The organism is Pseudomarimonas salicorniae, assembly GCF_023156535.1.
GTDB lineage: Bacteria > Pseudomonadota > Gammaproteobacteria > Xanthomonadales > Xanthomonadaceae > Pseudomarimonas > Pseudomarimonas salicorniae.
Map to the genome: position 1 here is coordinate 89,815 of NZ_JALNMH010000010.1, position 17,610 is coordinate 107,424.

13 protein-coding genes are annotated in these 17,610 nt (G+C 72.1%); 11 read left to right on the plus strand and 2 right to left on the minus strand.

What is annotated here, in order from left to right; genetic code table 11:
• The first annotated feature begins 91 nt into the window (after positions 1–91).
• The 9 genes from M0G41_RS12605 (at position 92) to M0G41_RS12645 (ending at position 11,270) form a co-directional block, all read left to right on the plus strand.
• On the plus strand, positions 92–646 hold the full coding sequence (locus tag M0G41_RS12605; protein ID WP_248209918.1) for an RNA polymerase sigma factor: 555 nt from the start codon (positions 92–94) through the stop codon (positions 644–646).
• A complete protein-coding gene (locus tag M0G41_RS12610; RefSeq protein ID WP_248209920.1) occupies positions 643–1,104 on the plus strand; it encodes a hypothetical protein in 462 nt (153 codons plus the stop codon). Before M0G41_RS12605 ends, M0G41_RS12610 begins: the two co-directional genes overlap by 4 nt.
• Entirely contained in the window at positions 1,082–1,969 is an 888-nt protein-coding gene (locus tag M0G41_RS12615; RefSeq protein ID WP_248209926.1) for a M61 metallopeptidase family protein, read from the plus strand. The genes M0G41_RS12610 and M0G41_RS12615 overlap by 23 nt, the downstream gene beginning before the upstream one ends.
• 83 nt (positions 1,970–2,052) lie before the next feature.
• Positions 2,053–2,487 (plus strand): hypothetical protein, encoded by a 435-nt coding sequence (locus M0G41_RS12620; RefSeq protein ID WP_248209928.1) that lies wholly within the window; start codon positions 2,053–2,055, stop codon positions 2,485–2,487.
• Positions 2,488–3,004: 517 nt separating this feature from the next.
• Entirely contained in the window at positions 3,005–3,760 is a 756-nt protein-coding gene (locus M0G41_RS12625; protein WP_248209932.1) for a pyridoxine 5'-phosphate synthase, read from the plus strand.
• Positions 3,761–3,843: 83 nt separating this feature from the next.
• Positions 3,844–7,974, plus strand: coding sequence for a DEAD/DEAH box helicase (locus M0G41_RS12630; RefSeq protein ID WP_248209935.1), 4,131 nt, complete (start codon positions 3,844–3,846; stop codon positions 7,972–7,974).
• Between the two features lie 67 nt (positions 7,975–8,041).
• A complete protein-coding gene (locus tag M0G41_RS18905) occupies positions 8,042–8,266 on the plus strand; it encodes a DUF1289 domain-containing protein (RefSeq protein ID WP_248210185.1) in 225 nt (74 codons plus the stop codon).
• Positions 8,263–10,911 (plus strand): DUF349 domain-containing protein, encoded by a 2,649-nt coding sequence (locus M0G41_RS12640; protein WP_248209936.1) that lies wholly within the window; start codon positions 8,263–8,265, stop codon positions 10,909–10,911. Before M0G41_RS18905 ends, M0G41_RS12640 begins: the two co-directional genes overlap by 4 nt.
• Positions 10,908–11,270 (plus strand): tRNA-binding protein, encoded by a 363-nt coding sequence (locus tag M0G41_RS12645; protein ID WP_248209937.1) that lies wholly within the window; start codon positions 10,908–10,910, stop codon positions 11,268–11,270. Before M0G41_RS12640 ends, M0G41_RS12645 begins: the two co-directional genes overlap by 4 nt.
• Positions 11,271–11,343: 73 nt before the next feature.
• On the opposite strand, the gene M0G41_RS12650 is transcribed toward M0G41_RS12645, so the two are convergent.
• Positions 11,344–12,648, minus strand: coding sequence for an amidohydrolase family protein (locus M0G41_RS12650; protein ID WP_248209939.1), 1,305 nt, complete (start codon positions 12,646–12,648; stop codon positions 11,344–11,346).
• 16 nt (positions 12,649–12,664) lie between these two features.
• Positions 12,665–15,730 (minus strand): amidohydrolase family protein, encoded by a 3,066-nt coding sequence (locus M0G41_RS12655; protein ID WP_248209942.1) that lies wholly within the window; start codon positions 15,728–15,730, stop codon positions 12,665–12,667.
• 198 nt (positions 15,731–15,928) lie between these two features.
• Here M0G41_RS12655 and M0G41_RS12660 point away from each other — a divergent pair, with 198 nt between their 5' ends.
• Positions 15,929–16,522, plus strand: a complete 594-nt coding sequence (locus M0G41_RS12660; protein ID WP_248209943.1) for an anthranilate synthase component II — start codon at positions 15,929–15,931, stop codon at positions 16,520–16,522.
• Positions 16,523–16,577: 55 nt separating this feature from the next.
• Positions 16,578–17,606, plus strand: coding sequence for an anthranilate phosphoribosyltransferase (trpD, locus tag M0G41_RS12665; RefSeq protein ID WP_248209945.1), 1,029 nt, complete (start codon positions 16,578–16,580; stop codon positions 17,604–17,606).
• The last annotated feature ends 4 nt before the right edge of the window (positions 17,607–17,610 follow it).

A 17,610-nucleotide genomic window follows, 5' to 3' on the forward strand; every position in this document is an offset into this window, starting at 1 on the left:
AAGCGGGGTCCCGCGCCTATCGTCCGATCGGTTTTTCGAGACGCAGGGCGCAGACTGCGACGGATCGCCTCCACCAGCCGTCCTGATCAGCATGGATGTCGCCCAACGGGAAACTGCCAGTGGATTTGCCCTTGCCCTCGACGCCAGCGTGCTCGCCCGCGCCCAGCGCGGCGACGCCTCGGCCTTCGAAGTCGTCTACCGCAGCTATTCGCGGCCGGCTTTCGGCCTGGCGCTGCGCGTGCTCGGCCGGCCCGCGGTGGCCGAGGACGTCGTCCACGATGCCTTCCTTCGAGCGTTCGAGCGGATGGACGGCTATCGCGGTGATGCCCCGTTCGGCGCCTGGATCAAGCGCCTGGTGCTCAATGCCGCCATCGACCGGCTGCGCGCCGAGCGGCGCTGGGCTGGCGACGCCGAGCCGGTGGACGCGCTGCGCGAGGTGCGCGAGGACCCGTCCCCGCTGCTCGACGCCCAGGGCCTCCTGGCCAGGCTTGCCCCGCGCGCCAGGGCGGTGGTCTGGCTGCACGAGATGGAGGGCTGGTCGCACCCGGAGATCGCCGAGCGCTTCCGGCAGAGCGAGAGCTGGTCGAAGTCGGTGCTGGCGCGCAGCCTCGAGCGGCTGCGTGCGCAGCAGGAGGACGCAGGATGAACTGGACTGAACAAGAGGACCGCGACGAAGCGCAGGGCTGGCTGGTCGAGCGGCTGTCTGCCCTGCCGGACGCGGATCCGCCGGCGGCCCTGTTCGGGCGCATTCTCGCCACGCGGCGCCGACGGCGCTGGCAACGGCGGGTGGCGGCATCGCTTGCGGTGGCCGCCGGGCTGGTTGTGCTGATCGGTCCGCTGTACGTCGACCTCGGCCGGCCGGCGCCGGAGTCAGAGCCGATCCCGGTCTCCGCGACCGAGGAGCCGCTGCCCGACGGCCCGGCAGCGGCTGGCCGGGACTGGCAGCTCGCCGTGCTCGACCGTCGCCTGCAGGCCGCCTACGACCGCGGCGCGGATCCCGAACACATCACTGCGCTGTGGAAGGCGCGGGAACAGCTGGTCCGCCCTCAGGCAGGCCGCGACACCGACGAGGAGTCCGATGATGAACGCATCCTTTCGCTCTGAACGCAGCTTGCCCGCCCGGCCGCCGCGTCGGCCCCTGGCGCTGCTGCTGGCGCTGTTCGCGCCGGCGGCCTTCGCCCAGGCGCCGGTCAGCGCGCCCGAACTGGTCGACGAGGCGGTCATCGCCATCCACCACGCGCGGGGCGCGGAAGACCGGCCGCTGACCATCGAACAGCCGGCGCGGGTGCGCTACGAGCTGGGCGCGGTGATCGACAGCCAGCCCGAGGACGGTGGGCTGCCCCGGGTGATGGCGGTCACGCCGCGCCGCGCCGCGGACCGCATGGGACTGATGGAAGGTGACCGGCTGCTGTCATTGGGCGATACGCGATTCGACAGCGTGGCGGATCCGGGGGCGTTGCTGCGCGAGGCGGTCGCCGGTGGGCACGGCATGCTGCGCTTCGAAGTGCTCCGCGATGGCAGGACCCGGCAGGTCTCCGGCCACCTGGATCGCATCGACATTCCCGGCTATCGGCTGCAGATCGACGCCCCGGCCGCCGTCGAAGGCTGCGGGCGGGTCAGCACCTTCCTTACACCGCCGATCAGCGAGGATCTTTTCCCGGCCCTGCTCCATGAGATCGACGGTCGCCTGTATGGCTCCCTGGACAGCGAAGTGTTCCGCCTGCCCGCCGGCCGCCACGTGCTCAAGGTGACCGAGATGATCCGCGGCGATCGATTCCTTGGCCAGCAGAACCGCCAGCGCCAGCGGCTGATGCGCAACGAGCGCTTCAAGTACCTCGAGATCGACGTCAAACCGAACACCAAGTACCACCTCGGCGTGCGTTTCTTTCCAGATCGGCGCAATCCCATCCGCGACCAGAAGTACTGGGAGCCGGTGATCTGGAAGGAAACCGAGGAACCCTGCCGATAGACGGCCGCGCCCGGGGCGCGACCCCATTCCTTCGGCGAGTGACCGTCCACCGGTCCTCGTCGGAACCCAGCTGGAGACCCACCATGACCAGATCATCCTGCATCCTCGCCCTCTTCGTCGCCTCGTTCGCCGCCGCCGCGCCGGCCCTGGCCGACAGCTGCGCCCGGATCAGCACCTTCGACTCGGCCCCGCGCGCCCAGCAGCTCTTCCCCGCGGTGCTGATCGCGGTGGACGGGGACCTGCCCGGACCCACCGGCGCGCCGAGCTGGCGGATCACGCCGGGCCGTCACGTGCTGAAGGTGGCCGAGGCGATCGAGCCGAACCGGTTCACCACCACGCAGAACCGCGAGCGCGACGGCCGCCGCGCCGATCGCTACAAGACACTCGAGATCGATGCGAAGCCGGGCATCACCTACCGGCTTGCCGTCCGCTTCTACCCGGATCGGCGGAACCCGATGCGCGAGGGGCGCTACTGGGAGCCGGTGATCTGGAAGGAGTCGCCGGAACCGTGTGGCTAGCGGGACGGCCCGGCCGCCACGCATGCCGGGGCGCGGCGATGGTCCGTTGCGGGCGCAGAGCAGACATTCATAGGGTGCGGCTGGCCGCACCGGGCGTACCGTCCGAACGCCCGTATCGGTGCGCCAAGGCGCAGCCTATGGGGCTTCGCCGATGCCCAACGAGACCCGAATGTGGGAGTGCCCTTGGGCGCGACCGCGGAGATCCGCTCCGGCCGCGGTCTGTGGTGAATCCGTAGCGCTGCGGTCGCGCCCAAGGGCACTCCCACAATTTGACCGCGGCAAGGCCTGCTTTGCGGCGCAAACCGGACCTGGCAGCGCCGTTGCACGTAGGAGCCAGCTTGCTGGCGATCGTCCCGTCCGGGGGCCCATCGCCAGCAAGCTGGCTCCTACATCCGGGTTCTGCGCAAGGTCTGCTTCGCGCCCGCATTTCGCATTCGCACGGCAGTCATCGCGCGCCCTTTCCCCGCCCGCGGGCCGCCGCTACCGTACGCTTGTCATCCGTGACGGGAAGGATCCCATGGCCGCCACCGCCCTCAGCGTCAACGTCAACAAGGTCGCCGTCCTGCGCAATTCGCGCGGCGGGGCGCTGCCGGACCCGCTGCGCGCCGCCGATGCCTGTCTCCGCGTGGGCGCCCAAGGCATCACCGTGCACCCGCGGCCGGACCGACGCCACATCACCGCCGAGGACGTGGTCGCCCTGCGCCCGCTGTGTGCGGGACGCGGCGAGCTGAATATCGAAGGCAACCCCTTCGCGGCGGCCCGTCCCGGCTATCCCGGCCTGCTCGAGCTCGCCCGCGAGGCGCGCCCGGAGCAGGTGACCCTGGTCCCCGATGGCGACGGCCAGATCACCTCCGACCACGGCTTCGACCTCGAACGTGATGCCGAGCGGCTGGCGCCCCTCGTTGCCGAGTTCCGCGCCCTCGGTGCCCGGGTCAGCCTGTTCGTCGATGCCGGCAGCAAGGGCCTGTCGCGGGTTCGCGAGATCGGCGCCCAACGCATCGAGATCTACACCGGCCCGTTCGCCGAGGCCCACGCCGCGGGTCGTGCCGGCGATGCGCTGGCGCGCTGTGCCGCCACCGCCCGCTCCGCCAGGGCGCTGGGCCTTGGCGTCAATGCCGGCCACGATCTTTCGCAGGACAACCTCGGCGACTTTCTCCGCGCCGTGCCGGCGGTGCAGGAGGTCTCGATCGGCCATGCGTTGTTCGGCGAAGCGCTCTACGCCGGACTCGAGCGCACGGTGAAGTTCTATCTGGCGTTGATCGCCACCGCCTGAGGCAAGGGAAAATGGCGGCGGCGTGGCTGCGCGTTTTGCGCGGCCGCTGCTAGACTCGGGTGTTGGCCCGCCGAATCGCCTGAATGTCGATTTTTCCGCCGCACGAACCGCTCGATCCGCGTCAGCAGATCCGCCACGCGCACACCGAGCTGCTGCTGGAGCGCTTCGCCGCGCTGGGCGAGAGCGACCGCACGGTGATCGAGCTGGTCGCCCTGGCCGAGCTGCCGATCCGTATCGACTCGCTGGCCGCCCTGCTGCGGCTGACCGGCCTTGATCCTGCGTGGCGGGAGCATGGCGTAGGCGACCTGGTGAAGCTGCTGCTCCGCCTGCACGAGTTCCTGATCGATGCCCGCGCCGCCGACCTGCGCTCACAGGGTGGCCTGCCCCTGCAGCGCGCCGCCCAGCTCAGCCTGTTGCGCAGCGGCCGGGCGGCGCAGATTGCCGAGTCCCTCAAGGGGTCGCAGGCCGGCGCCCTGGAGCGCCTCGAGCCCGAGTACCGGAGCGGCGTCCGCCTGCGCCTGCGGATCGCCGGCATTCTCGCCGGCCTGTCTCCGGATGCCCTGCTGCTGGGCGCCTACCGCAGCGCCCATAACGACCCGATCGGCGAAGCGCTGGCCCGGGTCCACGCCCATCTGGGGGCCGCCGACGGCGAGGTGATCGACGGGCTCGACCAACGCTTCCAGATCCCGGTGCTGGAATCCCTGCTCTGGCGCCAGCTTCGCCGGCCCGAGGCGGGTCACCAGGCCCTGGTCGACCGCGCCCGCGGACTGCTCGCGGAACACCCTGAAGCAGCGGGCGGGCTGCTGCCGCCCCTGGCCGACCTGTCCGCCCTGCGCGGCGAGCCGCTGCCTGCGCTGCCGGCACAGGAAGGTCTGATCGGACTGGCCCAGTGTGATGCCGTGCTCGCCCGGCTGCGTGCGGGCGAGTCGCCCGAGCAGGCCGCCGGCGATTTCGATGCGGCCCTGCGCAGCTACCGCAGCGAGCACGGCAAGCGATCCCTGCCCCCGGGCCTGATCGGCAAGCTGCTGCTGGCCTGCCTGACGCTTGGACAGCAACCCACGGTGGTCAAGCGCCGGGAGCAGCTGGCGCGGCTGCGCGAGCCGCCCGGCGAGCTCCAGGGCGGGGTCGGCGTCGGTCATTGGCAGGCCTTCATGGCCGCGCGCCAGGGAGGCGAGCGCTTCGACTACCCGGGGGCGGTCGAGGCCGGCCGGCCAGACGATGTCTGGTGGCTGGCCCTGCTGCTGCACTGGTCGGGCACCCTTTGCCCGAGCGAGCTGCGCGAGCGGCTGCAGCTGGTCGAAACGCAGGCCGCCGAGGTCGGCTGGCGCTGGCTGGCGATGCAGTGCGCCAGCCTGCTGCGCCCCGATGAGTATCCGGGCGAGGCGCTGGAGCCACCGGTGCGCGACTGGCTGGAGCCGGCCAGCGAGTGGCAGATCAAGCTCGACGCCCTCGCCGAGGCGCTCTCGCTGGACGGCGCCGAACGCAGCAGCACCGGCAGCAGCGGCCATTCCCAGCTTCGCGTACAGGTACGTCCGCCGCGCGGCGTCACCGACCACCTGGCCATCGAGGTGCTTGAGCAGCGCGCCAAGGGCGGCGGCTTCACCAGTGGCCGGGCCATCACCACCGCTGCCGCTGTACGCGCGGCGCTGGAGCGCATCCCGCCGGGCGACGGCGCCGACCGGCGCCTGCTCCAGGCCATGCTCGGCGAGCCCAATCAGAGCCTGCGCCACGGTCTGCCGGTCGGCTCGCGGATCATCGGCGCCCTGGTCGGCCACCCGCGCGTGTTCCTGCGCGATCGCGACACGCCGCTGGCCGTATCCGAGGGCGAGATCGCCTTGCTGACCGAGCGCCGCAGCGACGGCAGCATCGGACTCAAGCTCTCGCCGCGCGAGGCGCTCGACGGCGAAGCGGTGGCGAGACTGGACGAGGCCGGGCTGCACCTGTTCCGTCCCGACCCCGGCCTGCTGCGCATCGGTGAGATCATCGGTGAAGGTGTCGAACTGCCGGAAGAGGCGGCCGATACGCTGCGTGCGCTGCTCCCGGGCCTGGCCCGCAAGCTCAGCCTGAACGCCGATCTCAGCCAGCTCGGCGTTCACGATGTGGTGGCCGAGGAACAGCTGGTCGCCCAGCTCGAACCCTGGCGGGGCGGGCTCGCCTTGCGCATCGTCGTGCGTCCGCTGGGCAGCCGGGGCGGCGTGTTCACCCCCGGTCGCGGCCCGGTCGCGGTACTGACCCATGGCGCGGGGCAGGTCCGCCGCGCGCGCCGTGATCTGGCCGCCGAGCGGGAGGCAGTGGAGCGCCTGCAGCGCGACTGCGAGGCCCTGCAGGCCCTGGATGATGATGGCGGTCTGCAGGTCGAGGATCCGGAAGCGGCGCTGGAGCTGCTCGAGGCGCTGCAGAGCCTCGGCGAGGCCCTGCAGCTGGAGTGGCGCGAAGGCAAGCCGATGCGGGTGTCCCGGGCGCAGGGCGAGGGCGCGCTACAGCTGCAGGTCGAGGCGCAGCGCGACTGGTTCAGCGCCAAGGGCGGGCTCAAGCTGGATGACGGCAGCGTGGTCGCCCTGTCCGAGCTGCTTCGGGCCCTGCCCTCCGCGCAGGGTCGCTACCTGCGCCTCGACGACGAGCGGGTGGTCGCGCTTGGCAACGAGCTGCGCCGTCGCCTGCAGGTGCTGAACAGCTTCGCCGACGATCGCGGTCAGGTGCAGGTCGGCGGCGTGGCCGCGTTCGCGCTGGAGGCGGCGCTGGACGAGGACAGCGAGCGCAGCGCCGCCTTTGTCGAGCAGGTCGAGCGCATGCGCGCGGCCGAGTCGCTGCAGCCGGCGCTGCCGGCCGGTCTGGAGGCCGAACTGCGCGACTACCAGATCGACGGTTACCGTTTTCTGATGCGCCTGGCCGCTGCCGGCTTCGGTGCCTGCCTGGCCGATGACATGGGCCTTGGCAAGACCGTCCAGGCCCTGGCCGTGCTGCTGGCGCGCTCGGCGGAGGGCCCGGCGCTGGTCGTCGCGCCGACCAGCGTGATCGGCAACTGGCGGCGCGAATCGCAGCGCTTTGCCCCGCGCCTGTCGGTGCGCGTCTACGGCGAGGGTGATCGCGAGGAGACCCTGCGCGACATCGGACCCGGCGACCTGCTGCTGGTCAGCTACGGGCTGCTGGCGAGCAACGCCGAGGCCTTTGCCGCGCCGGCCTTCGCCACCCTGGTGCTGGACGAGGCGCAGGCGATCAAGAATCCTTCGACCCAGCGCGCCCAGGCCGTGCGCGCCCTGAACGCGCAGTTCCGCCTGGCCTGCACCGGCACGCCCCTGGAGAACCACCTCGGCGAGCTGTGGAGCCTGTTCCGGGTGCTCAACCCCGGCCTGCTCGGCAGCGAGGACCAGTTCCGCCGGCGTTTCCTCGCCCCGCTGGAGCGCGACCCGCGCGCGCCGCAGCGCGAGGTGCTGCGGCGCCTGATCGCGCCCTTCCTGCTGCGCCGGACCAAGGCCGAGGTGCTCAGCGAGCTGCCGCCGCGCACCGAGATCGTGCTGCAGGTCGACCCCAGCGCCGACGAGGCGCGTCTGCTGGCGGCGCTGCGGCGGCAGGCCATGGAGCGCCTGCGCGGCGAAGGCGGACCCATCGAGCAGCGCCGCATGCACATCCTCGCCGAACTGACCCGGCTGCGCCGCGCCGCCTGCCACCCGCAGCTCGTCGCCCCCGAGCTTGGCCTTGCCAGCAGCAAGCTCGAGCAGCTCATCGAGCTGCTCCAGGAGCTGGTCGACAATCGTCACCGGACCCTGGTCTTCAGCCAGTTCACCGACTATCTGGCGATCGTCCGCAAGCGCCTCGAGCAGGAGGGCATCAGCTACCAGTACCTCGACGGCAGCACGCCGCAGAAGTCGCGCGACGCCGCGGTGGCAGCCTTCCAGGACGGCATCGGCGAGGTCTTCCTGCTCAGCCTGAAGGCAGGCGGTGTCGGCCTCAACCTGACCGCGGCCGACTATGTGATCCACCTCGATCCGTGGTGGAACCCGGCTGTCGAGCAGCAGGCCTCGGACCGCGCCCACCGGATCGGCCAGACCCGCCCGGTGACGGTCTACAAGCTGGTCCTGGCCGGCAGCATCGAGGAGCAGATCATCGACCTGCACGGCAGCAAGCGCGAACTGGTCGACCAGGTGATCGGCGAGACCACCGGGGCCGCGCCGGTCAGTGCCGAGGAGCTGCTGGGGCTGCTTTCCGGTGACTGAACCCGTCGATTCACCGCCGTCGCCCTGCGTGCGCCAGTGCTGCCTCGACTCACCGCCGTCGCCCTGCGTGCGCCAGTGCTGCCTCGACGAGGCCGACGTCTGCCTCGGGTGCGGCCGGCATGTGGATGAGATCCTCGCCTGGCATGCCGCCGATGCGATCGCCCGGAGGGCCATCCTCGAGCGCGCCGCCCAGCGGCGCCGGGCGCGCGCGCAGCGCCGACACGATTCCAACCCCGCGCCGACCGATGGGTCGGCGCGCCCGTTCCAGGCATCCCAGGATCCACCCGCATGAAGCTGTTCGGCCTGCTGCGCAAACCCGAGTGGGAACACGCCAACCCCGAGCGGCGCGCCCGCGCCGTCGCCCGCTCCGACGAGCCGGCCCTGACCGCGAAGCTCCCCGAACTGGCCCAGGCCGATCCGGCACCGGCCGTGCGCATTGCAGCGCTGGCCCGGGTCGATGACCTCAGCCTGCTCGAGCGCCGGTTGCGTGGCGAGCGTGAGCCGGACGTGGCCGCCGCGGCCCGAAGCCGCCTCAATGAGCTGCTCGGCGGCAAGCAGCCCGCCGAGGGTGCCGAGGCCCTGGTCGGCCAGCTGCTCGATGATCCGCTGCTGCAGACCCTGGCTGGTTCGGCCGCGACAGCGGGCATCCGCCGTGCCGCGCTTGAGCGCATCGACAAGCCGGGGCTGTGGCTGGAGCGCTGCCAGGTCGACCCGGATCCGGCCCTGCGGCGCTGGGCCCTGGAGCGCATCGACGACCCCGATGCGCTGGCGCGGATCGCCGAATCGGTGCGCAAGCGCGACAAGCGCCTGGCCCGGGCCGCGCGCGAGAAGTTCGAGGCGCTGGGCGTTGCCGCCGGCGATCCCGCCGCGCTGCGCCGCCGCGCCCTGGAGCTGGGCGAACAGTTCGGCCAGCTGTCCCGCCAGCTTCCCGATGACCGTGACGCCCGCCAGCAGGCCCTGCTCGCCGACTGGGCCGCGCTGCGTCCGCGGGTCGATGCCGACCTGCAGCGGCGGATCGACGGTGCCGCGGCGATGGCCGAGGCCGCGCTGGCCGGCGCCCGGGGCGACCTCGTCCGGACTGCGCCGCCGCAACCGGACAACGCCGACGAGCCCGAGTCCCCGGCGACCACGGCGAACACGGCACCCGATCCCGCCGCCCAGCTGCGTGCACTGGCCGAGCGCCTGCCGCCCGCCGAACAGGGCGACGCGCTGGCCGTGCTCGATCGGCTGGAGGCCGAACTCGCCGCGCTCTCGCCGACGCCGCCGGCGGGCGAGGTGCGCGCCGTGCTCGAGCAGATCCATGCCCGTCGCCGCGACATCCGCCAGCGCGAGGCCGCGGTCCAGCGTGCCGAGCAGGCCGAGGCCTGGAAGGAGGCATCGCGGGCTTTCGAGGCCGCGCTGGATGCCGGCCATCCGGGCCCTGCCCGCGAAGCCCGGGAGCGCTGCGCCCCGCTGGCCACCACGCCGGCGCAGCACCGCGAGCTGACCGGGCTGGACGCCCGCCTCGCCGAACTGGAGCGCTGGCAGCGCTGGTCCGGGAGCAAGGCGCGCCAGCGACTCTGCGACGAAGCCGCGGAGCTGGCCGGCAGCGGCCTGCATCCCGACGCGCTGGCGACCCGGCTGCGCGAACTGCAGGAGGAGTGGGCGCGTCTGGACACCATCGACGGCGATGCCGCGCCCGGTCCCGAACACGGCCTTACCCGGCGTTTCCGCGCGCTCTGTGGGCGCGCCATCGCCCCGGCCCGGGCCTACTTCGCCAAGCGCGAGTCGCTGCGCCGCGAGCGCGCCGAAAGCGTCGACGAGCTGCTCGCGCGCAGCGAGGCGCTGCCCGAGGGCGAGGCCCTGCGCGCCCTGCGCCAGGACATCGCCGGGGCGCTGCGCGATCTCGACAGCGTGCCGCCCGCCCAGCGTGGCGAGTACGGCCGTCGCCTGCGCGAGCGCCTGCAGGCCATCGACGCCGCGCAGGCCACGGCCCGCGAAGCCGCCGTGCTCGACAAGCGTCGCCTGCTGGCCCGCCTGCGCCGCGATCTCGGTGCGGCGGAGCCCGCCGCGCGGATCGGTCTGGCCAAGTCGGCGCAGTCGGAGTGGAAGCGCCTGCCGCGCGGCACCCGGGAGCAGGAAAACGCGCTCTGGAGCGAGCTGCGCGAGCTGGTCGATCCGCTGTTCGCAGGCGAGCGCGAGCGCAGCGCCGAGCGCGAGGCCCAGCAGGCCGCCCAGCGCCAGGCAGCCCAGGCCATCCTCGACGAGCTGGCGGCGCTGGTCGACGCCGAGCCGGAGCGACTGCTGCATGCGCCGGCCCACCTCGAGCAGCTGCAGGCCCGCTGGCGCGCGCTGCCGCTGGAGGCGGAGGCGCCCGCACGTCCCGCACGGGGCGGCCGCCCGATGCCGCGCCGGGCGGCCCAGCACCCGATGCAGGCCCGCTTCGATCGGCTCCAGGCCCAGCTGGAGGCGGCCATGGCGGCCGCCGAGCGGCAGCGCGAGGCGGTCACCATCGAGGCCCTGTGCGAGGCCGGCGCCCTGCTCGACGCCCGAGACGCCGCCAGCAGCGGCGCGGAGCGCGAAGGCCTGCAGGCGCAGCTCGAGGCCCTGCCGCTTGCCGGCGAGGACCGCAGCGCCCTGTGCGCCCGCCTGGAAGGCGACTCTCTCGATGCGCTGGACGGGCAGGAGGTGGAACGGCTGGTGGTGGGCGCCGAGCTGTATGCGAGCGCCGACTCCCCGGCAGAGAGCGCAACCCTGCGCCGGGAGGCGCAGATGCAGCGTCTGGCGGCCAAGCTCGAGGGCGGCACCGAAGCCCCTGCCGAGCAACAGCTGCGCCAGCTGCTGCGCGAGCTTCAGGGCCGCCCACTGCAGCGCCCGGACACGCGCGCCGAGGCCATCCGGCGCTGGCGCCGCGCCTGGGACGCGCTGACGACCGGCGGGGCAGGGCGGGCGCCATGAGCGGGCAGCCCGACGCCGTCCCCGGCCTGATCGGTTTTGATGACTTCCTGCGCGTCGAGCTGCGGGTCGGTCGCATCGTCGAGGCGCGACCGTTCCCGGAGGCGCGCAAGCCGGCCTATGTGCTGATCGTCGACTTTGGCGAGGCCATCGGCCGGCGCAAGTCCAGCGCCCAGATCACCACCCATTACACCCCCGATGCGCTGGTGGGTCGGCTGGTGGTGGCGGTGGTGAACTTCCCGGCCAAGCAGATCGGCCCGCTGCGCTCGGAGTGCCTGGTCACCGGCTTCCACGACGCCGACGGCGCGGTGCGCCTGTGCGTGCCCGACGGCGAGGTTCCACTGGGGACGCGGCTCCTGTAGCGCCCTGCCGGGTAGGGCAGCAAGCTGCGCGCCAAGGGCGCGCCGCGGATCTCCCGCGGCGGCCGGGTCCGGCTCAGCGCTCGGCGTACTTGCGCTGGTACTTCTCGTAGAGCCGCTGGTGACGATTGTCGAGGTCGATCTCTCGGCCGCCGATGAAGGCGCGCTCGACCCGTGTGGTGACCTCGAGGGGATCGCCGTCGGTCACGATCAGGGTGGCGTCCTTGCCGACTTCCAGTGAGCCGAGCCGGTCGGCCACGCCGAGGATCTGCGCGGCGTAGAGGGTGACCGACTTCAATCCCTCGTCGGCCGGCAGCCCGTGGGCCACCGCGCTGGCTGCCTGGTAGGGCAGGTTGCGCTCGTTGCTGGTGGAAAAGCTGTCGCCCGGGCTGGCGATGGCAAAGCGCACACCGGCTTCGTGCAGCCGGGCCGGGTTGGCATAGACCGCGTCCACCGGGTCGTGCCGGCGCAGCGGCAGGACCTGGGTGCCGCCGACGATCACCGGCACGTCGTCCTGCCTGAGCAGGGCGGCCAGCCGCCAGGCCTCCAGCCCGCCGACGATCACGATCCGCAGCGACTCCTTGCGGGCGAAGGCCAGGGCGTCCTCGATCGAGGCGGCATCATCGGCGTGGACGAACAGCGGCAGCTCGCCGCGCAGTACCGGGCGCATCGCCTCCCAGCGCAGGTCGGGCGCACCGGCATGGTCCGCCGCTGCGTAGGTGCGTGCGTCGCGAAGCGCCTCGCGCAGCGTCGCGCGCTTTTCCTCCAGCGTTTTCTTCCAGGTCTCCAGCGCTTCCGGCAGCAGCCCTTCCGGCGGCAACGGCGTGGGCCAGACCAGGTGCATGGCGACCGGCGCCTTCAGCGTCATCGTCTCCCAGGTCCAGCCATCCATCGAGAGCAGGGCCGACTGGCCGAGCAGAAGGCTGTGGTCGCCGGGCTGCGGGCGGCTGAGCGCGCTGAGCACGCCGTTCGCCCGGGTGACGGGGATGATTTCGCTGTCCGGGTTCACCGCGATCTCGGCGCGGACCTCGGGAGCGATGGCGGCAACCTCGGTCTCGTCGACCGTGGCGCGTACCGATTCCACCTCGACCAGGCCCATGACCGAGTTGGCGGCGATCAGCCCGGGGTAGACGCGGCGTCCCGCGAGGTCGACAAGTTCAGCGCCCGTGGTATCGACCTCATCGCCGCCGACGGCGGTGATGCGCCCGTCCTCGAAGCGCAGGCGCCCGTGGCGGATCGGCGCCGAGGACACCGGGTGGATCTCGGCGTTGACCAGCACCAGCGGACGGGTCTGGTCGGGCGCCGGTGCGGTGACCACGTTCTGCGCCAGGGCAGGGGTGGCGGCGAGCAGGGTGAGGCCGAGGAGTCGATGGAGGTTCATGGGCGGCTTCCCGGTATCAGTGCAGGTGGTCAGCGACGCGGCAGCCGGCGATGTCGCTGCCGTCGTGATAGAGGCCCCGATGGGCCGGATGCTGCAGGTGCAGCCAGGGCTCGTCGGCGGCCTTCGGCGCCGAGTCCTTGGACTTCTTCTCCGGCCGGTCGGCCGAGAGCAGCTTTCCGAGCAGGCGCTGCCGCTCGGCCTCGTCGCGCTGGCGCAGGGCGGCGTCCTCGCTGCGGCTGAAGTAGCGGCGACCCTCGATCCAGGTCTGTTCGACGCGGGCGAAGCTCGACAGGGGCGGGGCGTTCCAGAGCACCAGATCGGCGTCCTTGCCCGGCTCGATGGAGCCGATCCGCTCACCGACCCCCATCTGTCGCGCCGGGTTGAGGGTCACCATGGACAGCGCTTCGGCCGGCGCGACGCCGCCGTACTTCACCGCCTTGGCTGCTTCGGTGTTGAGCCGTCGTGCCATCTCGTCGGAATCCGAGTTCAGCGAGGTGAGCACGCCCTGCCGGTGCAGGATGGCCGCGTTGTAGGGGATGCCGTCGTAGACCTCCATCTTGTAGGCCCACCAGTCGGAGAAGGTCGAGGCCCCGGCGCCGATCTCGGCCAGCACATCGGCGACCTTGTAGCCCTCGAGGATGTGGGTGAAGCTGCCGACGCGGAAGCTGTACTCCTGCGAAAGCCTGGCGAACATCAGGATCTCGTCCTGGCGGTAGGAGTGGATGTGCACCAGACGGCTGCCGTCCAGCACCTCTGCCAGCGCCTCCAGCCGCAGGTCGCGGCGCGGTGCCGGCCCGCGCGGGCGCTTCGCGTAAGCGGCCTGTTCAGCGGCATAAGCGCGCGCTGCGTTGAGCCGGTCGCGCATGAGGGTGGCCACGCCCATCCGGGTCTGCGGGTAACGCGTGGTGAAGCGCTCGCCCCAGTTCGACTGTTTGACGTTCTCGCCGAGGGCGAACTTCACCCCGCCCGGCGCGCCGGCGAACCTCAGCCCCTCGGCGTCGCTGCCCCAGCGCCACTTCAGGGTCGCGCTCTGTCCGCCCATGGGATTGGCCGAGCCGTGCAGGGCCAGCACCGTGGTCACCCCCGAGGCCAGCTGGCGGTAGATCGAGATGTCGCTCGGGTCGAGCACGTCGCCGACGCGCACCTCGGTGGTCACCGCATGCGAGGGCTCGTTGAGGTTGTGGGCGATGGCGCTGTGCGAGTGGGCGTCGACCAGGCCCGGCGTCAGGTGCAGGCCATGCGCGTCGATCTCCTCGGCACCGGCGGGTGCCGCAAGGCCGCTGCCGACGCGGGCGATGCGGCCCTCGCTGACCAGAACGTCGGCGTTCTCCAGCACGCCGTCCGGCCCCTGGGTCCACACCGTGGCGCCGCGGATGAGCAGGTGGCGCGGCCGGGCAGGCGGCTCGGCCAGACCGAAGGCCCCGGCCGGATAGGCCTGCCAGACGGCGATGGCCGGCGTTTCTTCCTCTGTCTCGGTTTCGGTCTCGGCCACCTCGCCGATGCGCTGCGCCTCGACCGGCAGCGCCTGGCCGCCGGGGCCGCTGCGCAGCCCGCGGAGCATCCCCCTCTCGAGGCGCAGGCTGAGCGGCTGGGGCACCTTGCTGCCCAGCCAGCCGGCCGGCGCGACAAAGCGCAGCTGCGGTGGCTGCCAGTCGGCCTTGAGCGTCTGTCCATCGAGCTCGACCGTGATCTCATCAGCGCCGCTGACCTCGAACTCCGCCGCAGCCTGCCCCGTGCCGCTGAGCTGCCAGCGGCCCAGCGGCGGCGCATCGGCCAGCGGCCGCAGTAGGTGCAGTCGTCCGCCGATGTAGAGCTGGTAGCGCTGCGCGTCGTCCTCGCGGAACAGAGATTCGTCGGCGACCAGCAGATGCGCCGAGTGGCCCGGGGCGATGCGGCCGAGCCGCTGCGACTGGCCGAGCAGTTCGGCGGGCACCGTGGTCAGCGCGGCCAGGGCCTGGGTCTCGGACAGTCCGGCGCGCACCGCCCGGCGCAGTGCCGGCCAGAAGTCGGCGGGCGAGTCCAGTCCGGCCGCGGTCAAGGCCAGCGGCAGGCCGGCCGCGGCGATCCGCCCCGGGTTGGCCGGGGCCTGCTCCCAGTGCTGCAGGGTGGCGAGGCTGACGGCGAGCAGGGCGCTGGCGCTTCCCGCCTCCGGTGCCTCCGGAAAGCGCAGCGGCGCGATCACCGGCAGGCCGGCCGCCTTCAGGGTTGGCAGGACGCGGTATTCACTGCCGCTGCCGACCAGCACCGAGCGCAGGCCGAACTCGCGGCTCAGCATGGCGACCCGGCCGCCGTCCAGCTCGTCCCCGGCGCGCCACCACACCGCGCTGCGCCCGGCGAGCACCTCGCCCAGCGCCGGCCATGAAAGATTGGCCTCGGGCGGGGCCCCGGATTCCGAGACGTCCGCAAACCATCGGGCGTCCAGCAGGCTCTGCCGGACAAGCGCAATCGCGCCCATCTTCGAGCCCGGATACTCGCCGCCGAACGGGTCCCCGGTCTCGAACGCGGCCTGCTGGGCGGTCTGCGTCAGCAGCACGCGCTCGGCCAGCGTATCGGTGTCACCCAGGTGCAGCAGGGCGCCGCGGCCGCGCCAGATGCCACGCGCCGGTACCGCATGGGCCAGGGCAAAGCCCTGCTCCCGCAGCGCCCGGGCCTCCTCCGGATCAACCTGCAGCAGGCCGGCCAGCTCACGCTCGGGTCGCACCCGCGCGTTCCAGTGCCGCGGCCCGGCCTCGGGCTGCTCCTCCTCCGGCTCGCCGGACTCGGCGCGCAGCGACTTCGGCACGCCGACCGAGGCCAGCGGCTCGATCAGCCCGTAGAACACGCTGCGCCCGCCTAGGTCCTCGCCATGCAGGCCCTCGACCGCGCCGCCGCCGGCCTCGACCCGCTCGATCACACCGTCGCGGATCACGATCCGTCCACGTTCGATGACCTCGCCCGGGGCCACGACGATGCGCGCGTTGTAGAGCACCCGCGAGATCGGCGTGCGGTCGGCGATGCCCTCGTCGGGCTGCGTGGGCGGCGCGGCCTCGGCGGTGCCGGCCAGCACCAGCAGGCCTAGGGCGAGGGCGATCGGTCTGTACATTCAGGGGCCTCCGTGGGAGGTCGGCACGCTAGCAGCCGAATGGCGGCTTGTCTCCACGCCCCGCCGCGCGAGAATGCGCCTCGCCGCACAGGCCGCCCGACGGGCGCGGCCTCCGCGCGGCCCGCCCGCGCCTTGCGGCTTCCTCCGTCACCCGGCAGCGGGTATCGTGGTGCGCCGCACCAAGCCCTGCCCGCCGCCATGCTGTTGATGATCGACAACTACGACAGCTTCACCTGGAACCTCGTGCAGTACCTGCAGGAGCTGGGTGAGGAGGTAAAGGTTATCCGCAACGACGAGCTGGACGTCGCCGGGATCGCAGCGCTGCGGCCGGAGCGGATTGTGATCTCTCCCGGCCCCTGCACGCCGAACGAGGCGGGCGTGTCGCTGCTGCTGCTGAGCGAGCTGGGCGGACGGATCCCGATCTTCGGCGTCTGCCTTGGCCACCAGAGCATCGGCCAGGCCTTCGGTGGCAAGGTGGTCCGCGCCAAGCGGATCATGCATGGCAAGACCTCGATGATCCGCCATCGCGGAAACGGCGTGTTCGGCGGCCTGCCGGACCCCTTCGAGGCGACCCGCTACCATTCGCTGGTGGTCGAGCAGGACTCGCTCCCCGACTGCCTTGAAGTCACCGCCTGGACCGAGAATCCGGACGGTACGATGGAAGAGATCATGGGCCTGCGCCACCGTTCCCTGCCGATCGAGGGCGTGCAGTTCCACCCCGAGTCCATCCTTACCCAGCACGGCCATGCACTGCTGAAGAATTTCCTCCAGCCGCAGCGGATGGCTGCCTAGTTCGCTCCATCGCCAGCAAGCTGGCTCCTACAGAGAAGCGCGAGTCCCGAAAACGATGCCGATCACGCCCCAAGAAGCCCTGCAGCGCACCATCGAGCACCGCGAGATCTTCCACGACGAGATGGTCGAGCTGATGCGCCAGATCATGCGCGGCGAGGTCAGCCCGGTGATGAGCGCGGCGATCCTCACCGGTCTGCGGGTCAAGAAGGAGACCATCGGCGAGATCGCCGGCGCGGCCTCGGTGATGCGCGAGTTCTCCTCCAAGGTCGAGGTCGACGGCGGCCCGCATTTCGTCGACATCGTCGGCACCGGCGGCGACGGCTCGCACACCTTCAACATCTCCACCGCCTCGATGTTCGTGGTCGCCGCGGCCGGGGCCAAGGTGGCCAAGCACGGCAACCGCAGCGTCAGCTCGAAGTCGGGCAGCGCCGACGTGCTCGAGCAGCTCGGGGCAAAGATCGACCTGCAGCCGGATCAGGTGGCGCGCTGCATCGACGAGATCGGCCTCGGCTTCATGTTTGCCCCGGTTCACCATCCGGCGATGAAGAACGTCGCTCCGGTGCGTCGCGAGATGGGCGTGCGGACGATCTTCAACATCCTCGGTCCGCTGACCAATCCGGCCAATGCGCCGAACATCCTGATGGGCGTGTTCCACCCTGACCTCGTCGGTATCCAGGTCCGTGTGCTGCAGCGCCTCGGTGCGCAGCGTGCCCTGGTGGTCTGGGGTCGCGACGGCATGGACGAGATCTCGCTGGGCGCCGGCACCCTGGTTGGCGAGCTGCGCGACGGCAGGATCCGCGAGTACGAGGTCCACCCCGAGGACTTCGGCATCGCCATGGCCGCCTCGCGCAACCTGCAGGTGGCCGACGCCGGCGAGAGTGAGGGCATGTTGCGCGAGGCGCTCGACGACGCCGACGGGCTGCCGCGCGAGATCGTTGCGCTGAACAGCGGCGCTGCCCTCTATGCGGCGGGCGTGGCCGACAGCATCGCCGACGGCATTGCCCGCGCTCGTGACGTCCTGGCGCGTGGACTGGCCCGTGACAAGCTGCAGCAGTTCATCGACTACACCTGTCGTTTCGCCTGAGCCC